The organism is Chloroflexota bacterium (assembly GCA_014360905.1).
GTDB lineage: Bacteria > Chloroflexota > Anaerolineae > UBA2200 > UBA2200 > JACIWX01.
Genome location: JACIWW010000006.1, coordinates 98,807 through 123,239, shown reverse-complemented (window position 1 = coordinate 123,239; position 24,433 = coordinate 98,807). Strand labels below are relative to the sequence as shown.

The 24,433-nt window shown below is 53.7% G+C and carries 14 protein-coding genes, 2 tRNA genes and 3 rRNA genes; all 19 read left to right on the top strand.

All coding sequences use genetic code 11. The annotated features are described in order from the left end of the window. Positions 1–256: ribosomal RNA gene (locus tag H5T67_04565) — 16S ribosomal RNA — on the top strand; the annotation flags it as partial. A gap of 197 nt (positions 257–453) precedes the next feature. Beyond that, positions 454–527 (top strand) — tRNA-Ile (locus tag H5T67_04560). 9 nt (positions 528–536) lie between these two features. Continuing rightward, positions 537–612: transfer RNA gene (locus tag H5T67_04555), tRNA-Ala, on the top strand. A 304-nt stretch (positions 613–916) separates the two neighbouring features. Next, positions 917–3,915: ribosomal RNA gene (locus H5T67_04550) — 23S ribosomal RNA — on the top strand. Positions 3,916–4,039: 124 nt separating this feature from the next. Further along, positions 4,040–4,156, top strand: a 5S ribosomal RNA gene (gene rrf / locus H5T67_04545). A gap of 459 nt (positions 4,157–4,615) precedes the next feature. Further along, positions 4,616–6,109, top strand: coding sequence for a cytochrome c biogenesis protein ResB (locus H5T67_04540; GenBank protein MBC7244588.1), 1,494 nt, complete (start codon positions 4,616–4,618; stop codon positions 6,107–6,109). Then, entirely contained in the window at positions 6,106–6,882 is a 777-nt protein-coding gene (locus H5T67_04535) for a hypothetical protein (protein MBC7244587.1), read from the top strand. The genes H5T67_04540 and H5T67_04535 overlap by 4 nt, the downstream gene beginning before the upstream one ends. A gap of 59 nt (positions 6,883–6,941) precedes the next feature. Then, positions 6,942–8,378: an oligosaccharide flippase family protein gene (locus H5T67_04530; protein MBC7244586.1), complete on the top strand. Its 1,437-nt coding sequence runs from the start codon at positions 6,942–6,944 to the stop codon at positions 8,376–8,378. After that, positions 8,363–9,526 (top strand): glycosyltransferase family 4 protein, encoded by a 1,164-nt coding sequence (locus H5T67_04525; protein MBC7244585.1) that lies wholly within the window; start codon positions 8,363–8,365, stop codon positions 9,524–9,526. The genes H5T67_04530 and H5T67_04525 overlap by 16 nt, the downstream gene beginning before the upstream one ends. Before the next feature lie 83 nt (positions 9,527–9,609). Next, on the top strand, positions 9,610–10,494 hold the full coding sequence (locus H5T67_04520) for a glycosyltransferase (GenBank protein MBC7244584.1): 885 nt from the start codon (positions 9,610–9,612) through the stop codon (positions 10,492–10,494). A gap of 43 nt (positions 10,495–10,537) precedes the next feature. Continuing rightward, positions 10,538–11,659, top strand: coding sequence for a glycosyltransferase family 4 protein (locus tag H5T67_04515; GenBank protein ID MBC7244583.1), 1,122 nt, complete (start codon positions 10,538–10,540; stop codon positions 11,657–11,659). Continuing rightward, positions 11,656–12,786 (top strand): glycosyltransferase family 4 protein, encoded by a 1,131-nt coding sequence (locus H5T67_04510; GenBank protein ID MBC7244582.1) that lies wholly within the window; start codon positions 11,656–11,658, stop codon positions 12,784–12,786. The genes H5T67_04515 and H5T67_04510 overlap by 4 nt, the downstream gene beginning before the upstream one ends. Before the next feature lie 18 nt (positions 12,787–12,804). Continuing rightward, entirely contained in the window at positions 12,805–14,661 is a 1,857-nt protein-coding gene (gene asnB / locus H5T67_04505; protein ID MBC7244581.1) for an asparagine synthase (glutamine-hydrolyzing), read from the top strand. Next, positions 14,651–15,790, top strand: coding sequence for a glycosyltransferase family 4 protein (locus H5T67_04500; protein ID MBC7244580.1), 1,140 nt, complete (start codon positions 14,651–14,653; stop codon positions 15,788–15,790). Before asnB ends, H5T67_04500 begins: the two co-directional genes overlap by 11 nt. After that, positions 15,787–16,899 (top strand): glycosyltransferase family 4 protein, encoded by a 1,113-nt coding sequence (locus tag H5T67_04495; protein ID MBC7244579.1) that lies wholly within the window; start codon positions 15,787–15,789, stop codon positions 16,897–16,899. The genes H5T67_04500 and H5T67_04495 overlap by 4 nt, the downstream gene beginning before the upstream one ends. 146 nt (positions 16,900–17,045) lie before the next feature. Further along, positions 17,046–18,596 (top strand): glycosyltransferase family 39 protein, encoded by a 1,551-nt coding sequence (locus H5T67_04490; GenBank protein MBC7244578.1) that lies wholly within the window; start codon positions 17,046–17,048, stop codon positions 18,594–18,596. Next, positions 18,593–19,741 (top strand): UDP-N-acetylglucosamine 2-epimerase (non-hydrolyzing), encoded by a 1,149-nt coding sequence (gene wecB, locus H5T67_04485; GenBank protein MBC7244577.1) that lies wholly within the window; start codon positions 18,593–18,595, stop codon positions 19,739–19,741. The genes H5T67_04490 and wecB overlap by 4 nt, the downstream gene beginning before the upstream one ends. Before the next feature lie 31 nt (positions 19,742–19,772). Next, complete coding sequence (locus tag H5T67_04480) at positions 19,773–20,885, top strand: glycosyltransferase (GenBank protein MBC7244576.1); 1,113 nt, start codon at positions 19,773–19,775, stop codon at positions 20,883–20,885. A gap of 100 nt (positions 20,886–20,985) precedes the next feature. Then, positions 20,986–24,432 carry a tetratricopeptide repeat protein gene (locus H5T67_04475; protein MBC7244575.1) on the top strand — a complete coding sequence of 1,149 codons (3,447 nt, stop codon included), beginning with the start codon at positions 20,986–20,988 and terminating at the stop codon, positions 24,430–24,432. Position 24,433 lies beyond the last annotated feature (1 nt).

Sequence of the window (24,433 nt, the reverse complement as noted above, 5' to 3'; positions counted from 1 at the left end):
TCAGTTCGGATTGAAGGCTGCAACTCGCCTTCATGAAGCCGGAGTTGCTAGTAACCGCAGGTCAGCCATACTGCGGTGAATACGTTCCCGGGCCTTGTACACACCGCCCGTCACGTCATGGGAGCTGGCAACACCTGAAGCCGGTGAGCTAACCGTAAGGAGGCAGCCGTCGAAGGTGGGGCTAGTGACTGGGACGAAGTCGTAACAAGGTAGCTGTAGCGGAAGCTGCGGCTGGATCACCTCCTTTCTAGGGAGAAAACCCTGCGGAATGACCAATGGAAAATGACCAAATCCCCAATATATCTCTCCATTCTGGTCTGGTCATTGGGATTTGGACATTGGGATTTCCTATAGGGTAGCTCCAAGAGGTCAATCACTCCGCAAAACGGAGTGCTTTTCCCGATGCGCGTGTCACTTCCTATCACTCCTTAGTGGTTAAGGTGTTTCTGTCTTGGGCCATTAGCTCAGTCGGCTAGAGCATTCCTCTGATAAGGGAAAGGTCTCTGGTTCAAGTCCAGAATGGCCCACAGGCCAACGGGGATGTAGCTCAATTGGGAGAGCGCCTCCCTTGCACGGAGGAGGTCAGGGGTTCGAATCCCCTCATCTCCACCACCTGCAAGCGCAGCAGCGATTTGACAATTTGTAACGCATATGCTATAATAGTTTCAATCAAAAGGCGTGAGGCGAGACAGGGTTTGACAATCTTGTTTGCTGAGGTAAGTGTATAGGGGTGCTTGTAGGATATATCAAGACGTATCCCAAAACGGCTTGATATACCAAGCCGTTTTTTATGTCCTTCGATTGGCTTCTGCCCTCTGCAGAGCAGGGAACTACTCGGCAGAGGCTAGCGGTCAATCGCTAGATTAGCACCTTAACAATTGAACAGAATGCCAAACTTCAATTGTTGTATCACGTGGATTAAGCTACTAAGAGCGTACGGTGGATGCCATGGCGTCAAGAGCCGATGAAGGGCGTGGTTGACTGCGATAAGCCCCGGGGAGCCGTCAGCAGGCTTTGATCCGGGGATTCCCGAATGGGGTAACCCACCCAGGCAATACCTGGGTACCGCTGGCTGAATTCATAGGCCAGTTGGAGGGTACGGAGGGAACTGAAACATCTCAGTACCTCCAGGAAAAGAGATCATTCCCCTAGTAGTGGCGAGCGAACGGGGAAAAGCCCAAACCCATCATGTGTTCAAGGCTGCAGCCGTTGCATGATGGGGGTTGCAAGGCGTGGCAGGACTTCTGCAGGAGTCCAAGGAAGTTACCAATCTAGTCTCTAGCCGAAAGACTCTGGAAAGGTCTGTCATAGAGGGTGATAACCCCGTAGGCGAAAGGGATCTAGACTTCCGCCACTGACCTTGAGTACCGCGGGGCACGCTAATCCTGCGGGAAGCAGGGGAGCCCACTCTCCAAGGCTAAACACTCTTGACGACCGATAGTGAACCAGTACCGTGAGGGAAAGGTGAAAAGAACCGGGGTGACCGGAGTGAAATAGAACCTGAAACCGTATGCTTACAACCAGTGGGAGGGCGTTGCCCTGCCTACGGGCAGGGTTGGCCTGACCGCGTGCCTTTTGGAGAATGACCCGGCGAGTCAATCTTTGTGGCAAGGTTAAGGGGGTAACACCCGGAGCCGCAGCGAAAGCGAGTCCGAATAGGGCGTATAGTCGCAAGGATTGGACCCGAAACCAGGTGAGCTACCCATGGCCAGGGTGAAGCGAAGGTAACACTTCGTGGAGGCCCGAACTCTTCACTGTTGCAAAAGTGAGGGATGAGCTGTGGGTAGAGGTGAAATGCCAAACGAACCTGGAGATAGCTGGTTCTCCCCGAAATAGCTTTAGGGCTAGCCTCAAGGGTTCAGTAGCGGAGGTAGAGCACTGGATTGGCTAGGGGGCGTAGAGCTTACCAAACCAAACCAAACTCCGAATGCCGCTACTCCATACCTTGGGAGTCGGACAGCGAGAGATGAATTCCGTTGTCGAGAGGAAAACAACCCAGACCACCGGCTAAGGTCCCCAAGTCTAGGCTAAGTGGGAAAGGATGTGAGATTGCCCGGACAGCCAGGAGGTTGGCTTAGAAGCAGCCATCCTTTAAAGAGTGCGTAATAGCTCACTGGTCGAGTGATCTCGCGCCGACAATATACGGGGCTCAAGCCTAGCGCCGAAGCCGTGGACCCCGATCCACAGGATCGGGGTGGTAGGGGAGCGTTCTGCTCGCTGCGAAGCCAGACCGTGAGGACTGGTGGAGCGTGCAGAAGTGCGAATGCCGGGATGAGTAGCGCAAAACACGTGAGAATCGTGTTCGCCGTAAACCTAAGGTTTCCTACGGAAGGTTCGTCCGCGTAGGGTTAGTCGGGCCTAAGCCGAGGGCTAGAGCCGTAGGCGATGGACAACGGGTCAACATTCCCGTACCACCTGAGGGGAGCTATGGGGAGACGCAGGATGGTAGGCCAGCCCGTTATTGGATTCGGGTGCTAAGCCTGTAGGGAGATGAGGGCAGTAGGCAAATCCGCAGCCTGATCCTGAGGGGTGATGGCGGTGCCTTAGTGCCACAAGTGGCTAAGCCAAACTGCCGAGAAAATCCTCTGTGCGTTGAACCTCGGGTGCCCGTACCGCAAACCGACACTGGTAGGTGGGTAGAGTATACCAAGGCGATCGGGAGAACCCTCGTTAAGGAACTAAGCAAAATGACTCCGTAACTTCGGGAGAAGGAGTGCCCCGTTAGGGTGAGCGCTAAGCAAAGCCCGAGGGGGTCGCAGAGAAACGGCCCTGCCGACTGTTTAACAAAAACACAGGTCTCTGCTAAAGCGAAAGCTGAAGTATAGGGGCTGACGCCTGCCCAGTGCCGGAAGGTTAAAGGGATGGGTTATCCTTCGCGCAAGCGAGGGAGAAGCTCAGAACTGAAGCCCCGGTGAACGGCGGCCGTAACTATAACGGTCCTAAGGTAGCGAAATTCCTTGTCGGGTAAGTTCCGACCCGCACGAATGGCGTAACGAGTGGGGCGCTGTCTCAACGAGGGACCCGGCGAAATTGAAGTAGGCGTGAAGATGCGTCTTACCCGCAGCAGGACAAAAAGACCCCGTGGAGCTTTACTGCAGCTTGGTATTGAGTTGAGGCTTGGTCTGTGTAGGATAGGTGGGAGACGGTGAAGCTGGGGCGCCAGCCTCGGTGGAGTCAACCTTGAAATACCACCCTGATCAAGTTTCGGCCCTAACCCGCAGCCGTTATCCGGCGTGGGGACAGTGCCAGGTGGGCAGTTTGACTGGGGCGGTCACCTCCTAAAAGGTAACGGAGGCGCTCAAAGGTTCCCTCAGGCTGAATGGAAACCAGCCGTGGAGTGTAAAGGCACAAGGGAGCTTGACTGCGAGACCTACAAGTCGAGCAGAGACGAAAGTCGGACTTAGTGATCCTACGGTTCCGTGTGGAAGGGCCGTAGCTTACCGGACAAAAGCTACCCCGGGGATAACAGGGTAGTCTTGCCCAAGAGTTCACATCGACGGCAAGGGTCGCCACCTCGATGTCGGCTCGTCACATCCTGGGGCTGGACAAGGTCCCAAGGGTTCGGCTGTTCGCCGATTAAAGTGGCACGCGAGCTGGGTTCAGAACGTCGTGAGACAGTTCGGTCTCTATCCGCTGTGGGCGCAGGTGACTTGAGGGGAGCTGCCCTCAGTACGAGAGGACCAGGGTGGACGGGCCTCTAGTGTGCCAGTTGTACCGCCAGGTGCATCGCTGGGTAGCTACGCCCGGCAGAGATAACCGCTGAAAGCATCTAAGTGGGAAACTCGCCCCAAGATTAGGTCACCCACTCCGTCAAGGAGGTAAGACCCCTGGGAGACTACCAGGTTGATAGGCGGCATGTGTAAGGGCAGCAATGCCTTTAGCTAAGCCGTACTAATGGTCGAGGGCTTAATCTCACGCATGTGAACAACAAACGAGTTTGTGCATTCTGTTCAATTGTTAGGGTGCTAAGCAGGCATCTTTTATCATCCCAAACGAAGAGTCTCAGATTCTTCGTGTTTGCACTGAGAAGACAGGTTCTTCTGGTGATTTGAGCGGAGGGGAAACACCCTGTTCCATCCCGAACCAGGAAGTTAAGCCCTCCAGCGCCGATGGTACTTGGGGCGCAGGCCCCTGGGAGAGTAGGTCATTGCCAGGAGAACCTGTTTTTCTTTCCAAAATGATGCAGTTGTACCATCGCATCATTTGGCACTGGGAATAAAAGCATTGCCAAGCCCCTTTTCTACGAGGTGCTTGGCAATGCCCCATCCGCTTCAGTAGAGTGCTATCGCCACGGATGCCAGCACGGTCTTGAGCCGTGGCTATATCTATCCCCTGCACTCTATTGCCAACGCCGCTACATGTGTTGAATTATCTGAACTCTAACCGCTTTTTGACAAAATCTAGAGCACGCTCGATAATGTTCATAGTGATCTCATCCTCCTGGCAAGAGGCTGGTTTCACAGATATCCTAGATCACACTGGCTGGGTTGTGAACATCGAGCAGGAGGAAGTGCAACCAATCAGCCACCACGAAGGATTGACAATAGAAGCACAGCCGCGTATGATAAATCGTCTAACAAATTTGGACTGTCGAAAGCCGTAGAGAAGCAGGGTCATGATGAAAGTTCGCTGGGCTGAATGGTGGAGTTCTGAAGACCCGCTAGATAGTTTGTGGCGCATATGCGCATCACCTTACCTGGCCATGCTCTTGCTGGCAAGCCTGGCTGTGCTGATCTGCCTAGGGCTCATCCTGCCACAAAGACCCGCAGAAGCCATTGCTGACGCGACGGCCAACAACTTGTGGCTGACATCGCTGCGCGAGCGCTACCATGGCGCTGCTGACTGGTTAGTCCGCCTTAGGCTGTCGGATATCCACCACTCTCTCTGGCTGCGAGGTATTCTGGGCCTGTTGGCCTTCAATCTGTTATTAGGCACAGTAGATTTGATTCGGCCACGGCATGTGTGGCATGCTGCTCTTGAGCGCGAAATCTTCGTCAACGCCCCAGAACTCGCGGAATCTCCCGAACGAGTGCTAGAGCGTGTGCGGCAGATCCTGCGTGAGCAACGTTACCGCTTTTTGGCAGGGAAGGATAATCTCTTAGCCTGTGTTGATCGGTCTTGGATTTTCCCGCTTTGGGTGTATCTGGGACTGGTGCTGATCCTGGGTGGATTAGCAATAAGCGAACGCACAGCCTGGTGGGAAGATAACGTGACCTTACGCCCTGGACAGGTTCGTCCCCTTGGACACGGAATCAACCTGGCAGTTCGCGCTGATGCTGTCGAAGTAAATGTTGATCCTTCGAGAAAACAGACGAACGATGGGCGTACGGAGTTGACTTTCCTGCAAGAGAATGGAGACATAGTGCAAAGGACACTGCATAACTCTGCCCCCCTTTTCTATCACGGTTTGCTATTTTACCAGACATCCACGGAGCCAGTGCTGTTGATACAGGCACAAGATGCAACTGGGCAGAATCTTCCACTGCGAACACCTGAGACGGGAGCAACTCAGTTCATGGAATTAGCACTGCACTTCCGTGAAGGAGATACCCCGCGTTACTTCGTTGTGCTGGATGTGATGCCGGGCAGTCAATTGACTCGACAATTCCAGCAAAGTGGGCTGGAACGATATGTGCTTGTGCCCACCCGTGACCTGTCTTTGCGCCTGCTTTACAATCCATCCCCTCCTGGAGAGAACGGACCTCCTACTTTCTACGTCGAGGCGTTTCGTGGTACTGAGACGTCACCGTTCTATCAATATCAATTCCACACGGTAGATACGGTGGAAATTGCGGGTGACCGCTATTCATTTCATCCACAACGCTACGCAGTGATCAGATTCGGCCAAGACTATGGCTTGGTGTTCATCCTCCCTGGTGCGGTTCTGGTATTGCTAGGAATCATTCTCAGCACCCGGTATCCTCTCAAGCGTGTATGGCTGGCGGCTCGGCTTGTAAGCGGTGCTGTTGATCTCCACCTTACCGCGAATAGCCCTGTAATGGAAAAGGCCTCTCCATGGTTTGAGAGCCTCGTGCAAGACATCGCCACTGCATTGAGCGTACAGGATAAGGCTGACAGAAACCAGCTCGCTATGGGTGGAACGAAATGACACCTATCCCTTTGATAGCAACTCACCTCTTTCTTGCTGCTGTTTTCTGCTTTATGGGAAACGTTGCCATTCGCCTGTTGGTCACTCGCTTGCAGGATGTATCCCCGAGCGGGAGATGGCAAAATGTAATCCGAGCTGCAGCAGGTCTGGCGTTTTTGTGCCTGGCCGTTGGTCTTGCTCTGTCAGCAACTCAACGAAACGGCTGGCCACTCATGACGGGTTCTGAAGTCATTGTTGCTTCGGCAGCCGCGGCGATACTATGGCGCTTCCTGCATCCATACAACGGTGAATGGAAATGGGAAGCTCTGTGTGACTTGGCCGCTGGAGCCTTGGTTATTTGGGGTATTGTTCGCTGGCCTATGTCGCAGATAGCATCTGTGGTGCAAGCGGTACCCCAGCCTTGGCAATTTGCTTTGCATTTGCTATTGTCCTTGGCTTGCGGTGCATTTATCCATGCCGGAAGCATTGCCTTGGCTTGTCTGTTGACCGAGACCAGAATTCACAAGACTTGTGGTGAGAAGGCTGGATATTGTGCGGTGTCGCTTGGACTTCCTTTTCTTACTGCATCTTTGCTGCTCAATGCCATAATTGGGCTTTACACCCGTGGCACCTATTGGGATTGGAGCACTGTAGAATCCTGGCAGTTACTGGCCTGGCTCCTTTACGCTATAGTATGGTGCGCTTGGGTTGTATTGGGTTGGCGAGGACGCCGCATCTGGGTACTGACCACACTGGGTCTGGTTCTAATTCTACTGGTGCTCCATACAATTTGATGGTGAGCAGTGAGGGATCTGTCTTGAGCAACAGATGGCAAACAAAACGAGCACCTCTGATGACGCAGGCCCTCTGGGGTTCGCTCTACACCATTGGCGCCTCACTTATTACGCTGACCCTGGGATTCCTGCGCTCGGTACTCCTGGCACGGCTGCTTTTGCCTGAGCATTTTGGCGTGGTAGCCCTGGCTCTTTTTTACATCGGGTTGGCAGCTCAACTTCGGGGGCTGGGGCTGGATATGGCCGTTATCCACCGCCGAGAGACGGATGAGTCTTTCTTGCGCACCTATTTTTCCCTGCGGCTAGGGCTGGATGTTTTGACCTTTGGCCTTCTGTTGATAATGACTCCCCTTCTGCAGAGGGCCTATCCACAAATGGCAAGCCTGGGCGCTATTCTAGCGGTGTTAATTTTAGTCTACTTCCTGTCTAACTTGAGCCAAGTGCAAGAGACACTTATCCGTAAGAATCTGGCCTTCCGACAATTGGCTGCTGCTGATGTAAGCGCTTCCGTCACGATGACCATGGTGGCGCCATTCTTGGCTTGGATGGGATGGGGGGCGTGGGCGCTGGTAGCTGAGCAGCTTTCAGGGATTGGCGTGCGCTTTATCCTGACCTGGGGACCTTTCCGGCAGTGGAAGCCTCGACTGGGATGGAAAGAGCAAACGATCCGTTGGCTATGGGAGTACGGCAAGCCCACTTGGGTGGCTTCCAATCTGAGTTACCTCTTAGACCGCTTTGACGACTTTTGGATTGGGACGGCGCTGGGGGAGGTGCCGCTGGGATTATATTCCAGAGCCTACGAATTTGCCCACTACCCACGTCGGGTTTTGGCAAACCCTTTGGTAACCGTCTTCACACCGGTCTTTGCCCGCCTACAAAACGATCGGCTGCAGCTTTCGCAGGCCTTCTTCCGTTCAGCTTATGTGATCTTGCGCAGCGGCTTTCTGGTGGCTGGAGCCTTTGGGCTGCTCATGCCTGAATTCATTCACTATGTCATTGGAGATAAGTGGTTGCCGATGCTAGGGACATTCCGTTTGATGCTGGTCTACACAGCCCTAGACCCCTTGGTGATGTTAATGGGCAATATGATGCTGGCTGTGGGGCATCCGTGGGAGCTCCGCAAAGCTGCAGTGGCACAAATGCTCTTCTTCGTCCCTGCTGTTATTCTGGGTGCCTGGCTGTGGGATATCAACGGTGTGGCAGTGGCAGCTGATGGAATGCTGCTGATTGGAGCAGTCTGGCTATATCACCCACTGCGGCAGCTGGTGGATTTCAATCCTGTGCGACTGATGGTATGGCCTACTCTGGCCCTGGTTTTAGCCTGGGGCAGTGGTTTCCTGGTAGAGATACTTACCGAGAAGGTTCTCTTGTCAGTGCTAATTCTCAAACTGGGTGTATTCCTTCTTCTATTCGGAGTTTTTTTGCTGGCCGTGGAGCGAAACGACCTGCTAAGTGGGGTCCGATGGTTGCGGGAGGCGGCGTGGCGGAGAGGGTAGAGGTCATTTACTCTATTGGGAGCAAGTTTGCGGGCGGCGGTATTGGCACCACTGCTTACCACGCCGTGCGGGGACTGCACCGCCATGGGATGCTTCAGCGCCTTCTCTGTGGTTCCTATCAGCCTACGGAGATCCCCAGCGAGAAAATCCGCTCCGTGGGCTTGCCGGATCGGGCTTTGCGCAAACTAGCCAGCCTGGAGCCGTCCGGATGGCTGTGGCATCTACAGGCCGTTCTCTTTGACTCCTGGGCTTGCCAGCACCTGGAAGCTGCTGATGTCTTCCACGTGTGGGGAAACTATGGTCTGCGTAGTCTGCGGCAGGCAGGGACAATGGGAATGATAACGGTGGTGGAGCGGGCTAGTACTCATCCTATCTACCAGGCTCAGTTGCTGCAAGAGGAGTTTGGCCGCTGGGGTTTATCCTTTAGGCTCCCTCACGCTACAATCAAGAGAGGGCTGGCCGAAATAGCTTTGGCTGACTATATCCTCATTCCCTCAGACTTTGTACGGCAGAGTTTCGAGGAACATGGTTTTCCAGAGGAGAAACTGCTCTTGATTCCCTTTGGCGTGGATACCGCACGCTTTCGTCCTTGTGAGAGAGAAGCGTCCCATCCCTTCCGTGCCCTCTTTGTAGGACAGATAGGGATTCGCAAAGGGGTACCCTATCTGTTGGAAGCCTGGCAGCGGCTGGGCTGGCGGGATGCAGAACTCTGGTTGGTAGGGCAGGTGTTGTCCGAATGCCGGCCCATCCTTCTGCGCTATGAAGGTTTGCCTGGATTGCGTCTGATGGGGTATCAGGACGACCCAGTGGAGGCGTATTGGCAAGCGAGTGTCTTTGTGTTCCCCACCATTGAAGAGGGAAGCGCCCTGGTGACCTATGAAGCTCTGGCTTGCGGCCTGCCGGTGGTAACCACGCCCAACGCCGGGTCGGTGGTGCAGGATGGGATAGAGGGGATCGTTGTTCCCATACGGGATGTGGAGGCACTCGCCAATGCCCTGGAGCGACTCAGAGCTGACAAATGCATGAGGAGAGAAATGGGGAGAGCTGCACGGGTGCAGGCTGAGGAATTCACCTGGGGAAAGTACGGGGATAGGTTGGCTTGCAGCTTTCCAAAAATCGTTGCTCAGCAAAAGTCTGTGATGAAATAGAGGTCTGTGACTAATATAGCTATGGAGTATAAAGAAGATCGGGATGATAGATTACGCGCCAGGGAGGACACAGGGGAGTTTCAGTGCCAATGCGTTTCTCGCTGATTATCCCCACCTATAATCGCCAAACTCTGCTACGGCGTTGCCTAACTGCTGCTACAGCCCAACGCTATCCTGACTACGAGGTCATTGTCGTAGACGATGGTTCGCCTGACAAAACAGGGGAGATGGTACGAAGTGATTTCCCTCAGGTACGATATATTCGCCAGGAACCCAATCGAGGACCCGCCGCGGCACGCAATCGAGGAATAGAGATAGCCACAGGCGAGATCATCGCCTTTACCGATGACGACTGCCTGATCCCGGTGGATTTCCTTGCTCGTCTCGCGGAAGGCTATCAACATTGCCCAGAAATAGCCGGAGCCGGGGGCTATTTGGAAGCACCGGATGATATACTACAGCAGAATGTCTTTGCTCAGTACGAAGCATATGTGACTCATCATATCTACCACGCCGGTCCTGAACCTTACGTGGGTGGCTTTGAATGCCCGGCAGGCGGGACGAACTCGATGTCGTACAGGAAACGGGTGCTTGAGGAAGTAGGGGGTTTCGATGAAACCTTCCCTGTTCCAGGTGGTGAAGATGCTGATCTCAAATGGCGCGTAGTCCAGCAGGGCTACCGCCTTCTCTATGTGCCCATCAAAGTAGTGCATTTACATGAGTACACCCTGACGCGGTTTTGGAAGCAATATCATACTCACGGACGCGGTGCTGTCTTCTTCGAGCGCAAACATCGCGGGCGTCCCCCTTCACCTGGCCGGCTTGTCTTGCGGGCGGGCATGCGTTGCTTGCGCTGGATACGAGAACTATTTACCCTTGGCCCACGTCTGGCATCGGTGAAACTAGTTGCAGAGCTAGCTGACGTAATGGGCCAATGGTACGAGGTGCGACATTGGCAAAAATTGTGAAAAAGCTTACTACTTGTACATAGTGTGTCTAGGAGCGGAGCTAGTGAGAGTGTTGATGGTTTCGCATACCTATCTGCCAGCGGAGTACCGCGGAAAACTACGCTGGCTGGCAACCCAAGGAGGCGTATCCTTGACTCTGGCGGCTTTGTCCATGCTGCGCTTGCCCACTGGCTCTCAGTTGACTTTTGAGAAAGTTGCTGAGCCTTTTGAGGTCAAATTCCTCCAACCATTGGCTTTTGCACACAACAATACGCTACGATGCTATGCTCCTGCTCAGGTCATGGGCCTCCTGCAAGAGACCAAGCCCGCCATCGTACATGCAGAAGCGGAACCCCATAGCCTGACCTTAGCCTTGCTGGCCTGCTTGAAGCCGCGTTTCGGATATCGCTTGGTTGCTTTCACATGGGAAAATCGTTTCCTTAAGGGTCGCGGCCCCTTGCGTTGGCTAGAGAGATTCACACTGCGCCGGGTGGACTGGATGATTGCGGGAAACAAAGGGGCAGTTGACGTTGTGAGGTGGCGGGGCTATGCCGGCTCAGTGACTGTTATCCCTCAAGTAGGTTTGAATCCAGCGCATTATGAAGCGGCGTTACCTCACCCTGCGCTCTCCATCAACAGTTTTCGCATTGGCTTTGTTGGACGACTAGTCTCAGAGAAGGGAGTAATGGATCTCTTCGAGGCATTCATCCCATTAGCCCAATATGCTGTGCTGATCCTAATTGGTGAAGGGCCATTACGTGCACTCATACAGGAGCGCGCTGCAGCAGCTGGAATCGCTGACCGAGTGCATTGTCTTGGCTTTGTTGCCTATTCCGAGATGCCAGCCTATTTGAAGTCCCTGGAAGTGCTGGTGCTGCCTTCGCGCACTATGCCTTTCTGGATGGAGCAGTTCGGACATGTCTTGGCTGAAGCGATGCTGGCCGGCACGCCCGTGATAGGATCGGATTCAGGAGCGATTCCAGAGGTGATTGGGGACGCTGGTTTGATTTTCCCCGAAGGAGATGTCGGGGCATTGCGCGAGCGGTTGACTTGGCTGATAGAGCACCCCGAGGAGCGGAAGCAATTGGCAGAAGCGGGAAAGCGACGTGCATTGGCTCATTTCACTGACGAAGCAATTGCCAAGGCTACATTGCAGGTTTATCAGGCGTTTGGGAGTCTGAAATGAAAATAGCACTGTTGCGTGACCTGCCGCAGGAGAACTGGCCCAGCATCGAAGTGTATGCGAATCGGCTGGCTAGTGGGCTCAGAGCCTTGGCCTCCGATTTGGAAATCGTTGAGGTGCTGGTGCAGTCCTGGTCATGGGCTGACCGTTCAATTTCCATGCCCTATGGACGCCCTGCTTCGCTACGGACTTTGGGGCTCTATCTCTCCAGGTGGGTTCGCTATCCACTCGTCTTGCGCAAGGTGCAAGCGGACATTTACCATATTCTAGACAATAGCTACGGGCATTTGGCTTTCTTCTTGGAGCCGAGAAGAACCGTGGTTACCTCGCATGGGGGCACGCCTCGTTCCTGGCGTCGGTGGAATCCCGAAGGGCCGGCGATGTGGTTGTTCGATGTGGCTTTCAGAGGGATGCAGCGCGCTGCTCATGTGGTGATCGTCAGCGAGTACGCTAAACAAGAGTTAGTAAGTGAAACACGCTACCCGGCTGAGCGCATCCACGTCGTCTACCACGGACTCGAGCCTATTTTTCATCCCTTGTCCCCAAACGAGCGGGAGCGGCAACGGGCTGCACTGCTGCGCAATGGGAACCGCTACCTGTTGCTCCACGTAGGGCATAGTGCAGCACGAAAGAACACGGAGGCTCTTTACAGGGCTGTAGCGATCTTACGCCAAGGCGGCTGGCCAGTGCAACTTGTGCGCGTAGGTGGCATTCCAACCGCTTCCCAAGCGCGCTTGATAGAGGGGCTAGGCCTTGGGCCAGTTACCACACACATCGCTTATATGGAAAACCAAGCCCTTCCAGCCTATTATGCTGCAGCCGATGCATTCATCTTTCCTTCGCTCTACGAGGGCTTTGGTGTTCCATTGATTGAGGCCATGGCCTGTGGGACACCCATCGTGTGCTCGGATTGGGCTTTGTTCCACGAGGTATGCAGTGATGCCGCCTACTTTGCTGATCCACGCTGTCCTGATGCCTTAGCTGAAGCCATTGCACAGGTATTGGCGAATCCAGCCTTATGCGAGGAATTACGCCAGAGAGGATTGCAGCGGGCTCGCGAGTTCACCTGGGAGCGAACAGCATTGGGAACTTTGGCGGTGTACCGAAAAATTTTTGCAGAACTCGGCTGACCCATTAGGGGGGATAATGTGTGCGGAATCGTTGGTCTTTATCTCCGCAATGCTCAAGTTGATCCAGTAGTAGTGCAACAGATGAATGCAACACTGCTCCATCGTGGTCCTGATGACGAGGGCTTTTTCTTCCAGGGTCCCGTGGGCTTGGCCATGCGTCGCCTGGCTATCATTGACCTCCAGACTGGTAATCAGCCCCTCTTCAATGAGGACAAAAGCCTGGTTGTCATCTTCAATGGCGAGATCTACAATTACCGAGACTTACGCGCTCAACTAGAAGCGAAGGGGCATGCCTTCCATACTCAGAGCGATACTGAGGTCTTGGTACATGGCTACGAGGAGTGGGGAGATAAGCTGCCTATACATCTCAATGGGATTTTCGCCTTTGCCCTGTGGGATGTACGGCGGCAGAGGCTATTCTTGGCTCGTGATCACCTGGGCATCAAGCCGCTTTACTATGCTGCACTCCCCGGCGGTGGGATAGCCTTTGCCTCGGAACTCAAAGCCCTGCTTCCCTTGCCCCACTGGAGCTGTGAATTGGACCCTCTGGCCTTGGATTGGTTTTTGGCCACCCGCTATATCCCAGCTCCACGCAGCATCTACTTAGGTGTCCGAAAGCTCCCACCAGCGCACTATCTCACCATAGGAGTGGACGAGCCCCTACGCCTGCATCGCTACTGGGATATCCAGTTTGTGCCAGAGCGAGCATTCACCTGGTCACAGCACCTTGCTGAACTGCGCGAGCGCTTGACCCATTCTGTCCGCCGCCAGATGATCTCCGATGTGCCCTTGGGTGCTTTTCTCTCCGGAGGAATCGACTCTTCCATCGTCGTTGGTCTCATGGCGCAGGCATCCTCTGCTCCAGTGCGCACCTTCTCGGTAGTTTTTCCAGACTGGCCGGGATTGGACGAGTCCCCTTACGCCCGGCTTGTAGCTGACCATTTTCAGACAGTACATGCCGAGATTGTCGTGGAAACCAATATAGCCCGCGAGTGGCCATTGTTAGCCCAGGCTCTGGACGAGCCATTTGCAGACCCTGCTACATTCCCCACTTGGCTGATGGCGCGGGAGACTCGGCGCCATATCACCGTAGTTCTCACCGGTGAGGGTGCTGATGAGCTATTCGCCGGTTACAACTGGTACGGCTGGCATCGTCCTTGGCCAATACCTGTTCCCTTGCGCAATCCACTGCGCCGCCTGACCCAATTCCTCTTGGCTGGCCGTCGTGGTCGTCACAACGCTACTGCCCGTCTTTCTCCCGATTTTGCGACATTCTATGCCCAGAGCATCCTTTCCAGCGTTACGCAAGCGGAGGAGCGAACTCGCCTTTACCAACCAGAGTGGCTTGCCTGTCTGGAAAGCCTTGCTCCCGAGATTGACTTGGCCCCTCTACTCGCTGCTACCACTGAACGCTCCTGGCAAAGCCGAATTCAGGAACTGGATCTCAAGGTCTGGCTGGAGGGAGATCCCCTGGTGAAAGCCGACCGGGCATCCATGCTAACCTCATTGGAGGCACGAGTGCCTTTTCTCGATGTAGAGGTGGTAGAATGGGCAGCGAGGGTACCGCCGGAGTTGCACCGTCGCGACGGGGTAAGCAAGGCCCTCCTGCGTGCTGCATTTGCAGAACTCCTACCACAGCCAATTCGGCATCGTCCCAAACATGCCTTCGATGTACCCATTGCTTCCTGGCTGCGAGGACTGTTGCGCCCGCACTTGGAGGAAGTCCTGTCCCAATCGAGCCCTATTTGGCGAGTGCTGCGTCCCGATCCTATTAGGCAGATGGCCCAGTTGCATTGGCAAGGGAAGAGAGATTTTTCTAGAGAGCTGTGGGCTATTTTGCATCTGGCCGTGTGGTGGGGCACATATGGTCCATAAGATTTTGTTCCTCGACCATGCACCGGGTCTTGGCGGCGCAGAGCACAGTCTCTTGCTCATCCTCAAGCACCTGAACCGTGCCAAGTGGCAACCACATCTGGCTTGTGCGGGAGGCCCGCTGGCAGAAGAGGCTGCCCAATTAAACACCTCCGTTCATATCTTGGCAATGCCCCGCTTGCGCCGTTCCCCGCGCTTTCTTTTTGACTGGGTGGAAGGGGTCAGGGACATCGCCCGATTGGTGCGCCAATCGGGTGCAGCACTCCTATATGCCAACACCATTCGTGCGGCATTTTATGGAGCGCCCGCTGCCCATTGGGCTGGTTTGCCCTTTATCTGGCAAATGCGTGATTTCTGGCTGGGAGAATCTCGTCCACGCCACCTGTGGCTCGATGCATGGGGCAAACGCTGGCTATGTGCAATGGCGCATCATGTCATCGCCAATTCCCAAGCAGTAGCAGCACATCTGCCCTGCCCTCACAAAGTAACCGTGAACTACAATGGTGTTGAACTGGAGCGTTTCGATCCAACCATGGACGGCCAACCTTTCCGCAAGCAATATCGCATTCCCAATGCAGCACCACTGGTCGGCATGGTAGGGCGCCTGCGCCCCTGGAAGGGACAGGAGCGCTTCCTGCGCGCAATGGCCCGGGTCCAGGCCAAGGTGCCTGAAGCCTGGTTTGTCCTTGTCGGTGGCGCTGTTTTTGATGCAGACGATGAGTATGCCAACCAGTTGCGCACGCTGGCAACGAATCTGGGCATTGCCGGGCAAGTTGTCTTCACTAGGCACCTAGCAGATGTCCGCCCAGCCTTCGCAGCCATGGATGTCTTCGTCCACCCCGGCGACCCAGAACCCTTTGGTCTCGTGAATATCGAGGCGATGGCCATGGCTAAGCCAGTGGTAGCCTTTGCCCACGGAGCATTGCCGGAGATCGTGACCGATCGAGAAACGGGGCTATTGGTCCCTCCTGAGGATGAGTCTGCCTTGGCAGAAGCAGTGGTTACTCTCCTGCACGAGCCCACCCTGCGCAAAACCATGGGACTGGCAGGACGATCCCGAGTCGAAACGTATTTCACGGCGCAACGGATGGTGCAATCGGTAGAAGAGATCCTAGAGGAGGCGCTACGGTGACCATCTACGTTTTGGATGCGCGCACCGCAACGAATCACTTTCCTGGCATCGGTCGGTATGTTATTAATTTAACGCGGGAAATGGTATCCCTCCTCCGGGCAAGGGAACGATTGTTCCTACTACGGGACCCTACTTCGACCTACTGGTCGAGCCTAGAGGAAATAACGCAAGGGGCCGCCCAACTGCTCGATGTGCCTTTCTCCTGTTTTTCCATACAACAGCAATGGGTGATTCCGCGCGTCCTGCGCCAAGTGGGGGCTAATCTATACCATAGCACCTATTATCTGATGCCCTACCGCCCTGGTGCTCCTACCTTACTCACCGTCTATGATCTCATCCCGCTGCTGTTCCCAGAATACGTTTCATTCCAGGCACGTCTACTGTTTCGCTATGCCACAGCGTTGGCCCTACGTGCAGCCACGCATGTGCTGACTATTTCAGAGACCACGCGGCGCGATTTGCTATCTCTTTTTCATACCCCAGCGCACAAAACCACATCAGTCCCCTTGGCTGCCGATCCTCGCTTCTATCCCCGTCTTCCATCTGAAATCCAGGCAGTGCGTGAGCAATATGCCCTTCCTGAACACTACGCCCTTTATGTAGGCATCAACAAGCCGCACAAGAATTTGGTGCGCTTGGTAGAAGCGTGGGCACAGTTGCAGCCACAGCCGTTACCGCTCGTTATTGCGGGGGTATGGGATATTCATTACCCTGAACCACGCCAGCGTGCCCAATCCCTGGGTCTGCACCAGAGCATCATTTGGCTGGGCCCTGTTCCAGAAGCGGTATTGCCTGCGCTTTACAGTGGGGCCACCGTCTTTGTCTTTCCCAGTCTATACGAGGGCTTTGGCCTGCCCGTGCTGGAGGCAATGGCTTGCGGTACACCTGTCGTCTGCTCCAATACCCCAAGCCTTCTCGAGATAGGGGACACGGCAGTCCGTTTCTTTGACCCCACTAGTGTGGATGGGATCCGGGCTGCATTGCATCAAGTGCTGGTAGACACACAATTACAAAGGGATTTGCGCGAGCGCGGGTTAGCGCGAGCAGCGCAATTTTCCTGGCAAAAGACAGCCCAGAGAACGTTAGAACTTTATTCCCGCCTTGTGTGAACTTGCCAAGGCCAGCGGTAAATAGAGAGGATTCGCCCCAGATGCTGTCCGCAACGCATAGACAAGTTCTGTCGTCTAAAGTAAAAAGGGGATACCTTGCATAAGTTGTCAGCATACATTATCTGCAGAAGGTTAATGTGGTGCCTATGAGCACACGCTCTTCTATTTATCGAGCCGAGGAATCTCGACAGAGGCTCTTGTTACTAGGAATTCTGGCGGTATCTACCACGTTGCTGTTCTTCAACCTTGGTGCCAAGAGCATGTGGATTGATGAATACAACAATGTAGATATCGCTTCGGCACCTGATCTAGGGGCGGTGACCCAAGCAGTTCTGCGGGGATTTCAACGTCAGCCACCTCTGTATTTCTGGTTGCTGCATCTGTGGATTCGGATCGCTGGCACTGGGGACGCGACGGTGCGCGTACCCAGCGCACTGATGGGATTGGCTTCGGTGCTACTCCTGTTCTTGCTCGCCCGCCAGTTCAACCGTTCTGAGGCAGGGCTTATCGCTGCTTATCTGCTCGCCATCTCCCCCACTTTTGTCTTGTATGCGCGCATGGCGCGTTACTACTTGCCCACCCTACTGTTCAGCCTACTATCCTGTTGTCTGTTCTGGAGGTTAATCTATCCAAGAAATAAACGAGGCAGTCTAGGGTTATGGGCCGTGTACACGCTGGTCAACATCCTGCTGTTGTTATCTAGTTATGTCGCTGGGGCAGCCCTGGTCTGCCAGTTAGTGCTCATGCTACAAGCCGGAACACATCGTCTTCAATTCAAGCGTTGGCTGGCAAGCATAGGGATGAGCGGCGCAATTGCCATGATATGGTTTGTGTATGCATTGCCTTACATCCGGAATTATCCCCTCACTGCTGCCGATTACGCCAGCGGCCCATCTGCCTATGTCATTAAATTGGCCTATCCTTTTTATTCCTTCGCAATTGGGGAAACCCTGTTCCCCTGGCGATGGCCAGCCATTATCGGTGGACTCGCAGTCCTGAGCCTGATGCTCTATGGGATCGCGCAGCTACGCCGGCAACCCACGTTGCTGTGCTTTCTTGTAACTGGTTTGGCGGCGAGCATAATCTTGGTAGCGCTGAGCACGATTTGGTTTGTCGTAGATGTCCCATTTATCAACATCCCAAGCCGTGCTATTTTTGCAGCGCCTTTCCTTTATCTCTTGATCGCCATCGGTATCGAGGATTTGCGTTCCTCGAGGCTCAAAGCACTTAGCCTGGCTGTGTTGACCCTGACCGCTGCTAGCGGGCTTGTCAATTACTATCACGGGAACGAATTCCACAATCCCATTTACGCAGTACCGATGCGCGAGATTGTAGCACGAGTACAACGCGAATACCAGCCAGGTGATGTCATTGTCAGCGAGCCGGATGCTGGCTTTGGGTACTACTACCGTTTTGGGCCTCAACCTGCACCAGTGTGGTACAGCGATACGGCTCTGGCTCTCCTGCAAGACAAGCAACCGGAACGAGTTTGGCTCATCACCTTTGGCCGTGATGCTACCCGCTCTGTGACCAATGAGGAATTATTGGAACAGCTCGTTCAGCACTATGATTTGGATTGGGAGGAAGGCTACGTCGAACAAGACCCTATATATCGGCAACTCAAAGAGCGATTATTGCATCGTCCGGCTTATCGTTACAAAGTCGTGGTGCAAAGATATGTAAGAGGCAAGCCATGAAGGTCCTTTGTGTTTTTGGCACACGCCCGGAGGCGATCAAACTTGCTCCGGTTATCAAGGAATTGGACAAATACCCTGCTCAAATTATCAGTCGAGTTTGTGTGACGGCACAGCATCGGGAGATGCTCGACCAGGTCCTGGGGCTATTTGCCATTGTGCCGGACTATGATCTGAATATTATGCAAGATAGCCAATCGCCTACGCAGGTAGCCGCGGCAATGCTGGCGAAATTAGAGTCGGTACTGCAGCAAGAACAAACAGATTGGGTCCTGGTACAAGGTGATACCACTACCGTGGCTGTGGCTTCGTTGGCAGCCTTTTATGCACGAGTCAAAGTCGGCCACGTCGAAGCCGGACTGCGCACCTTCGACAAATGGCAGCCCTTTCCTGAGGAAGTCAACCGCCGTGTGACCAGTGCCATCGCGGATTTGCACTTTGCTCCCACGCAGCGCGCCAAGGACAATCTGATACGTGAAGGCATAAACCCCAAGTCAATTCTGGTGACGGGCAATCCCGTGATTGATGCTTTGTATCAAGTAGCACAGTTGCCCTATGAACCTTCCTGTGGACCGCTGCGAGATGTGCCTTTAAACAAGCGGCTGATTCTAGTCACAGCCCATCGCCGTGAAAACTTTGGCAGACCCTTGGAACAAATCTGTCTGGCTTTGAGAGACATCGCACTCATATATGCCGGTGAAGTACACATTGTCTATCCAGTCCATCTAAACCCTAACGTACAGGAAGTAGCTCAGCGCATGCTAGGGGATGTCGCGGATATTACGCTGCTTGCCCCACTGGATTATTTGCCTTTAGTTTATCTCATGAAACATGTTACATTGGTATTGACGGATTCAGGTGGTATCCAAGAAGAAGCGCCAGCGCTAGGGAAGCCGGTGCTCGTATTGCGCGAGGTCACGGAACGTCCAGAGGCAGTAGAAGCCGGCACCGTGCGTGTGGTCGGGACGGACAGGGCACGTATTGTCGCATGGACGCGACGGCTATTGGACGATAGAAAGGAATACGAACAAATGGCCCAAGCTGTGAATCCGTATGGGGATGGCCACGCTGCAGAGCGCATTGTCAAAGCCCTATTAGGAGAAACCATCACACCCTTTGAGCCGCTTGCTAAGATGCGACTAAGCTAAAATATATTTTTATCACGGAGCACAGTATACATTGAACATTCTGTACATCTACAAAGATTACTACCCCGTAGTAGGTGGTATAGAAAATCATATCAAGATGCTTGCTGAGGCATTAGTGCGACAGGGGCATCAGGTTACTGTGCTGGTTACGCACCCAACCGCCAGAACACATATCGAAGAGGTAAACGGAGTGCGTGTCATCAAAGCAGGACGCTTGGCAACTGTTTCCTCCGCACCCATCAGCCTGAGCCTATTTGCCTGGGTGCGTCGCCTGGAAGCGGACATAGCTCACCTACATTTTCCCTATCCGATAGGGGAACTAGCGTACTTGCTGGCTGGACACAGCCGCAAGATGGTCATTACCTATCATAGCGACATCGTACGGCAAAAGTATCTCCTGCAAGTATACAAACCGTTTCTCTATCACCTGTTGGCACGCGCGGACAAAATCACTGTTTCTAGCCCCAATTACATCCAAAGCTCACCCTACCTAAGACCTCTTGCTGATAAATGTGTGGTTATTCCACATGGTACCGATCTCGAGCGCTTTGCAGAGTCCCAAGCAGTGAGGCAACGTGCCGAAGAGATACGAAAGTGCTATGCAGCCCCACTAATCCTGTTCGTGGGTCTGTTGCGCTATTATAAAGGGGTCTCGTTTTTGATCGAAGCGATGCCTGCCATCGAGGCAAAATTGCTCGTTGTGGGTCAGGGGCCCGAGGGCAAGAAATGGCAAGCTCTCACTCGCGAACTGGGTCTGGACGAGAAGGTGCTCTTCTTAGGTCGGGTGAGCGATGAGGAGCTGGTCGCTCTCTATCATGCTTGCGACGTCTTTGTCTTGCCTGCTATTCATCGCAGCGAGTCATGGGGAGCCGTGCAGGTTGAAGCCATGGCTTGTGGCAAGCCAGTGGTGTGCACTGAACTGGGAACTGGCACTTCTTTTGTGAACGTGCATGGCCAGACCGGCTTCGTCGTACCGCCGAGAGACTCGGCAGCACTGGCTGAAGCGCTTACCACGCTGCTACGAAACGAACCATTGCGTCTAGAGATGGGGCAGCGTGCTAGGCAACGTGCCCTGAGCGAATTCTCTTTGCCCATTATGGTAAAGAGGATATTGAATCTGTATAACCAAGTCCTGAGTGCTTGATTCTTCCCCGCCACGGGAAGCGCACACAAATACTTGATTTTTTTGAGCAAGTACGGTAAGATTTTGCATATCACAAAGGTTCGGTGTAGGGAACGAATTGATGCAGACTAAATTAAGCGTGTTTTGTGACAAGGTTTTGGAAGCAGGTTGGCTGCTTGCCGTGATCCTTGCTCCCCTCTTTTTCAACATCCATTCCAGCCGCGTTTTTGAACCAGATAAGCTATCCCTGGTGCGCTCCATCGCACTGGTGATGATTATAGCCTGGCTCATCAAGGTCATGGATGGCAGTGCCTGGGGAAGCACACGCACCACAGTGACGGGAGAGAAAAGTCACACAACAGAGCAGGTTGGGTTGTGGCAGCGCATCTCGCGCATCCCTTTTGTCTTACCTACTATTCTCCTTATAGGAGCGTACGTGCTGAGCACGCTCTTATCGATAGCGCCACGTATCAGTTTGTGGGGTTCCTACGTGCGGTTGCAGGGCACGTACACCACTTTCTCGTATATCGTTATCTTCTTCATGATGCTCAGCACTATGCGTTACCGAGAGCAAATAGATCGGCTGTGTAGTACCATTATTCTCACCAGTTTGCCCATCTCGCTTTATGGCGTCTTACAGCATTTCAATCTGGATTCACTGCCATGGACTGGCGATGTAACCCTGCGCGTGGCTGCCAATATGGGCAATTCCATCTTCGTGGCTGCTTATTTGATTATGGCTGTGCCCATTACCCTGGCTAGGGTGCTTGAATCCTTCTCAGCACTTCTGCAAGAACAAGAAGGGGATATCTCACATGCTTTGCTGGCTGGTTGTTACACCTTTGTGATGAGCGTGCAGTTGATCTGTATTTTCTTCACTCAGAGCCGAGGGCCCTGGCTGGGTCTGCTCGGTGGGCTCTACGTTTTTATGCTGGTCGCACTCATCTCACTACGGCGCAGCGTCAGCGATCAAAGCCCGCTCCATGCCAAAGATCTGGGAAGGGCTATCGCTTTCGCTATTGGGAGCATCCCGGTGGGCATTGTGCCTGCTTATGTGCTCTTGGTTGCACTCAGACGCGGCTGGCGCTGGGCATGGCTTTCCTGGACTATCCACACGCTGCTCATCGCAGCATTCCTGGTCTTGATTAACCTTCCCCACAGCCCGTTATCATCCTTCAGGAATTTGCCCTATATTGGCCGGTTAGGGCAGGTTTTCGAGACAGAAACGGGCACAGGAAAAGTTCGCGTGCTCATCTGGGAGGGCGCGCTGAAGTTGATCACGGCCCATCCTTTGCGGACGCTTGTCGGCTACGGGCCAGAGACCATGCATGTAGCGTACAATCCTTTCTACCCACCCGATTTAGCGCATTATGAAGCACGCAATGCATCGCCAGATCGTTCACACAACGAGACATTTGATGCCTTGGTCATCACTGGCGTCATTGGCTTCTTGGCCTATATGTTCCTGTTCAGCAGCATATTCTACTATGGCCTCAAGTGGCTTGGCTTCATGGGTACAAAACAGCAGCGCAACCTATTCCTGCTGTTGAGCATAGCAGGGGCTATTGTTGGCATATTCCTGCCCAAATTGGTCGAAGGCACCTACAAGCTATCCGGCGTGGGTTTGCCAGTAGGATTTATTGCTGGCACCTCGCTTTACCTCATGTTTTCGGCAGCTTTCTTTTACAGCACAGAACAACCCCCAGTCAGTCTGAAGAGACGATGGCTGCTCATTGCGCTGCTCTCTGCAATTGTGGCGCACTTTATCGAAATCCACTTTGGCATTGCCATCGCCTCCACGCGAGTGCACTTTTGGGTCTATGCTGCCGCGTTCGTCTTGCTGGGATTGAACAGGATCCGAGAGGAACCAACATGGCGATCTGCTCTGGCACAGACAGGAACATTAGTCCATTCTCCAGGGCTAGGTGAACGCCATCAGCCACGGTCAAGCAAACGTTCACGCCGTCGGACCAAAAAGCACGCTCGGCTGGCAACGGTCAATGCCACCGTGCAAGCGAGGCTCCGCGATGCGACGAGTGAAGGAGGAATATCGCGTCCCTCTTGGGTACCCAAATTGCTCGCAGGCTCGCTGATCGTGGCAGTAATGCTATTTACTTTGGGGTTTGAGTTCATTGCCAATCCTATGTTAGAAATTGATTCATTGCGCATTATCCAGCTTTCCTTGACAACCCTTATACCTCGCGGCGATTCGCGCACGTCGTACGGTACGCTCTGGATGTTCTTGCTCACTTGGTTAGTCGGAGCACTTGTGGTGTCCTCGGAGGTTGAGCGAAGTTCCTCATCCCGACAAGCCCCAACTTGGTGGCTTTCCGCCCTTAGCATCTATACCGCGACGACTTTTACTGTGCTGCTTTTTGGCATGGTGCTCCATACACAATACATCAAGCCCGGTGTGGACATTGCCAACACGATTGTTTTCTATTATGAAAGTATCGCCATCCTCGGTTTGCTTATCGCCCTGGCACTCACTGTGGATATGCAGTTGCCACAGAAATTGTGGCGCACGGCTAACTTGTGGGCGTATCCCATCCTCGTCGCCTTTGTTGCCGTGGCGATTATTGCCACGAATGTCACCATTGTGAAAGCAGACATCTATTACAAACAGGGGCTGAAACTAGAAGAGGGGCAGCGGTTCGATGCGGCTATCCAGCTCTACAACCGCGCTATTGCATTGGCTCCAGATCAGGATTATTACTATCTCTTCCTTGGGCGTGCATGGATGGGCAAGTCCAGCACAGCCAAGGATAACCAGGAAAGAGTCAAATGCTTCGAAGAAAGTTTTAAAGCCCTGGAACGCGCGCGGCAGTTGAATCCTCTCAACCCCGACCACTACGCTAATCTGGGACGGCTATACCGCAATTGGGCTGAAATAGCCGCCACTCCGGAAGAGCGTGCAACAAAACTGGAAGCAGCACATGCCTACTACGAGCAGGTCACGTCTCTCAGTCCGAACAGTGCACATCTCTATAATGAATGGGCACTGGTGTACATAGCCAAAGGAGATTTTGATGGGGCTTTGGAAAAATTGAATCATTCCCTATCGCTTGATACTCAATACGCGGATACATATCTAATTTTGGGCAATTTCTACGCTGCACAGGGCAAACTGGATGAAGCAGCGAACGCATATCAGCAGGCACTTGTCTATCAACCCAATAACGCCGATGCACACAGCGCATTAGGTTACATTTATCTCGAACAAGGCAACATCACGGATGCTTTGAGTGCTAATCTCAAAGCGATTGAATTGGATCCCAACTTGGCGCGAGCCCACAGCACCTTGGGACTGATCTACTTTCGGCTGGGTAAATTGGAGGAAGCAGTTGAAGAAAATCTGAAAGTGTTGCGGGCTTTTCCTAACGACTTTATCAGCCACCGCAACCTAGCCCTGCTTTACCAGCAACTGGGGCGCATAGACGAAGCCATCGCTCATGCTCAGAGCGCTCTGGCAGTGTCGCCTGAAAGCGAGAAAGCAGCACTGCAAAGTTTTATTGACCAACTGCAAGCACAGCAGCAGGCAACGCAGCCGCAACAGCAAGGGAATTGAG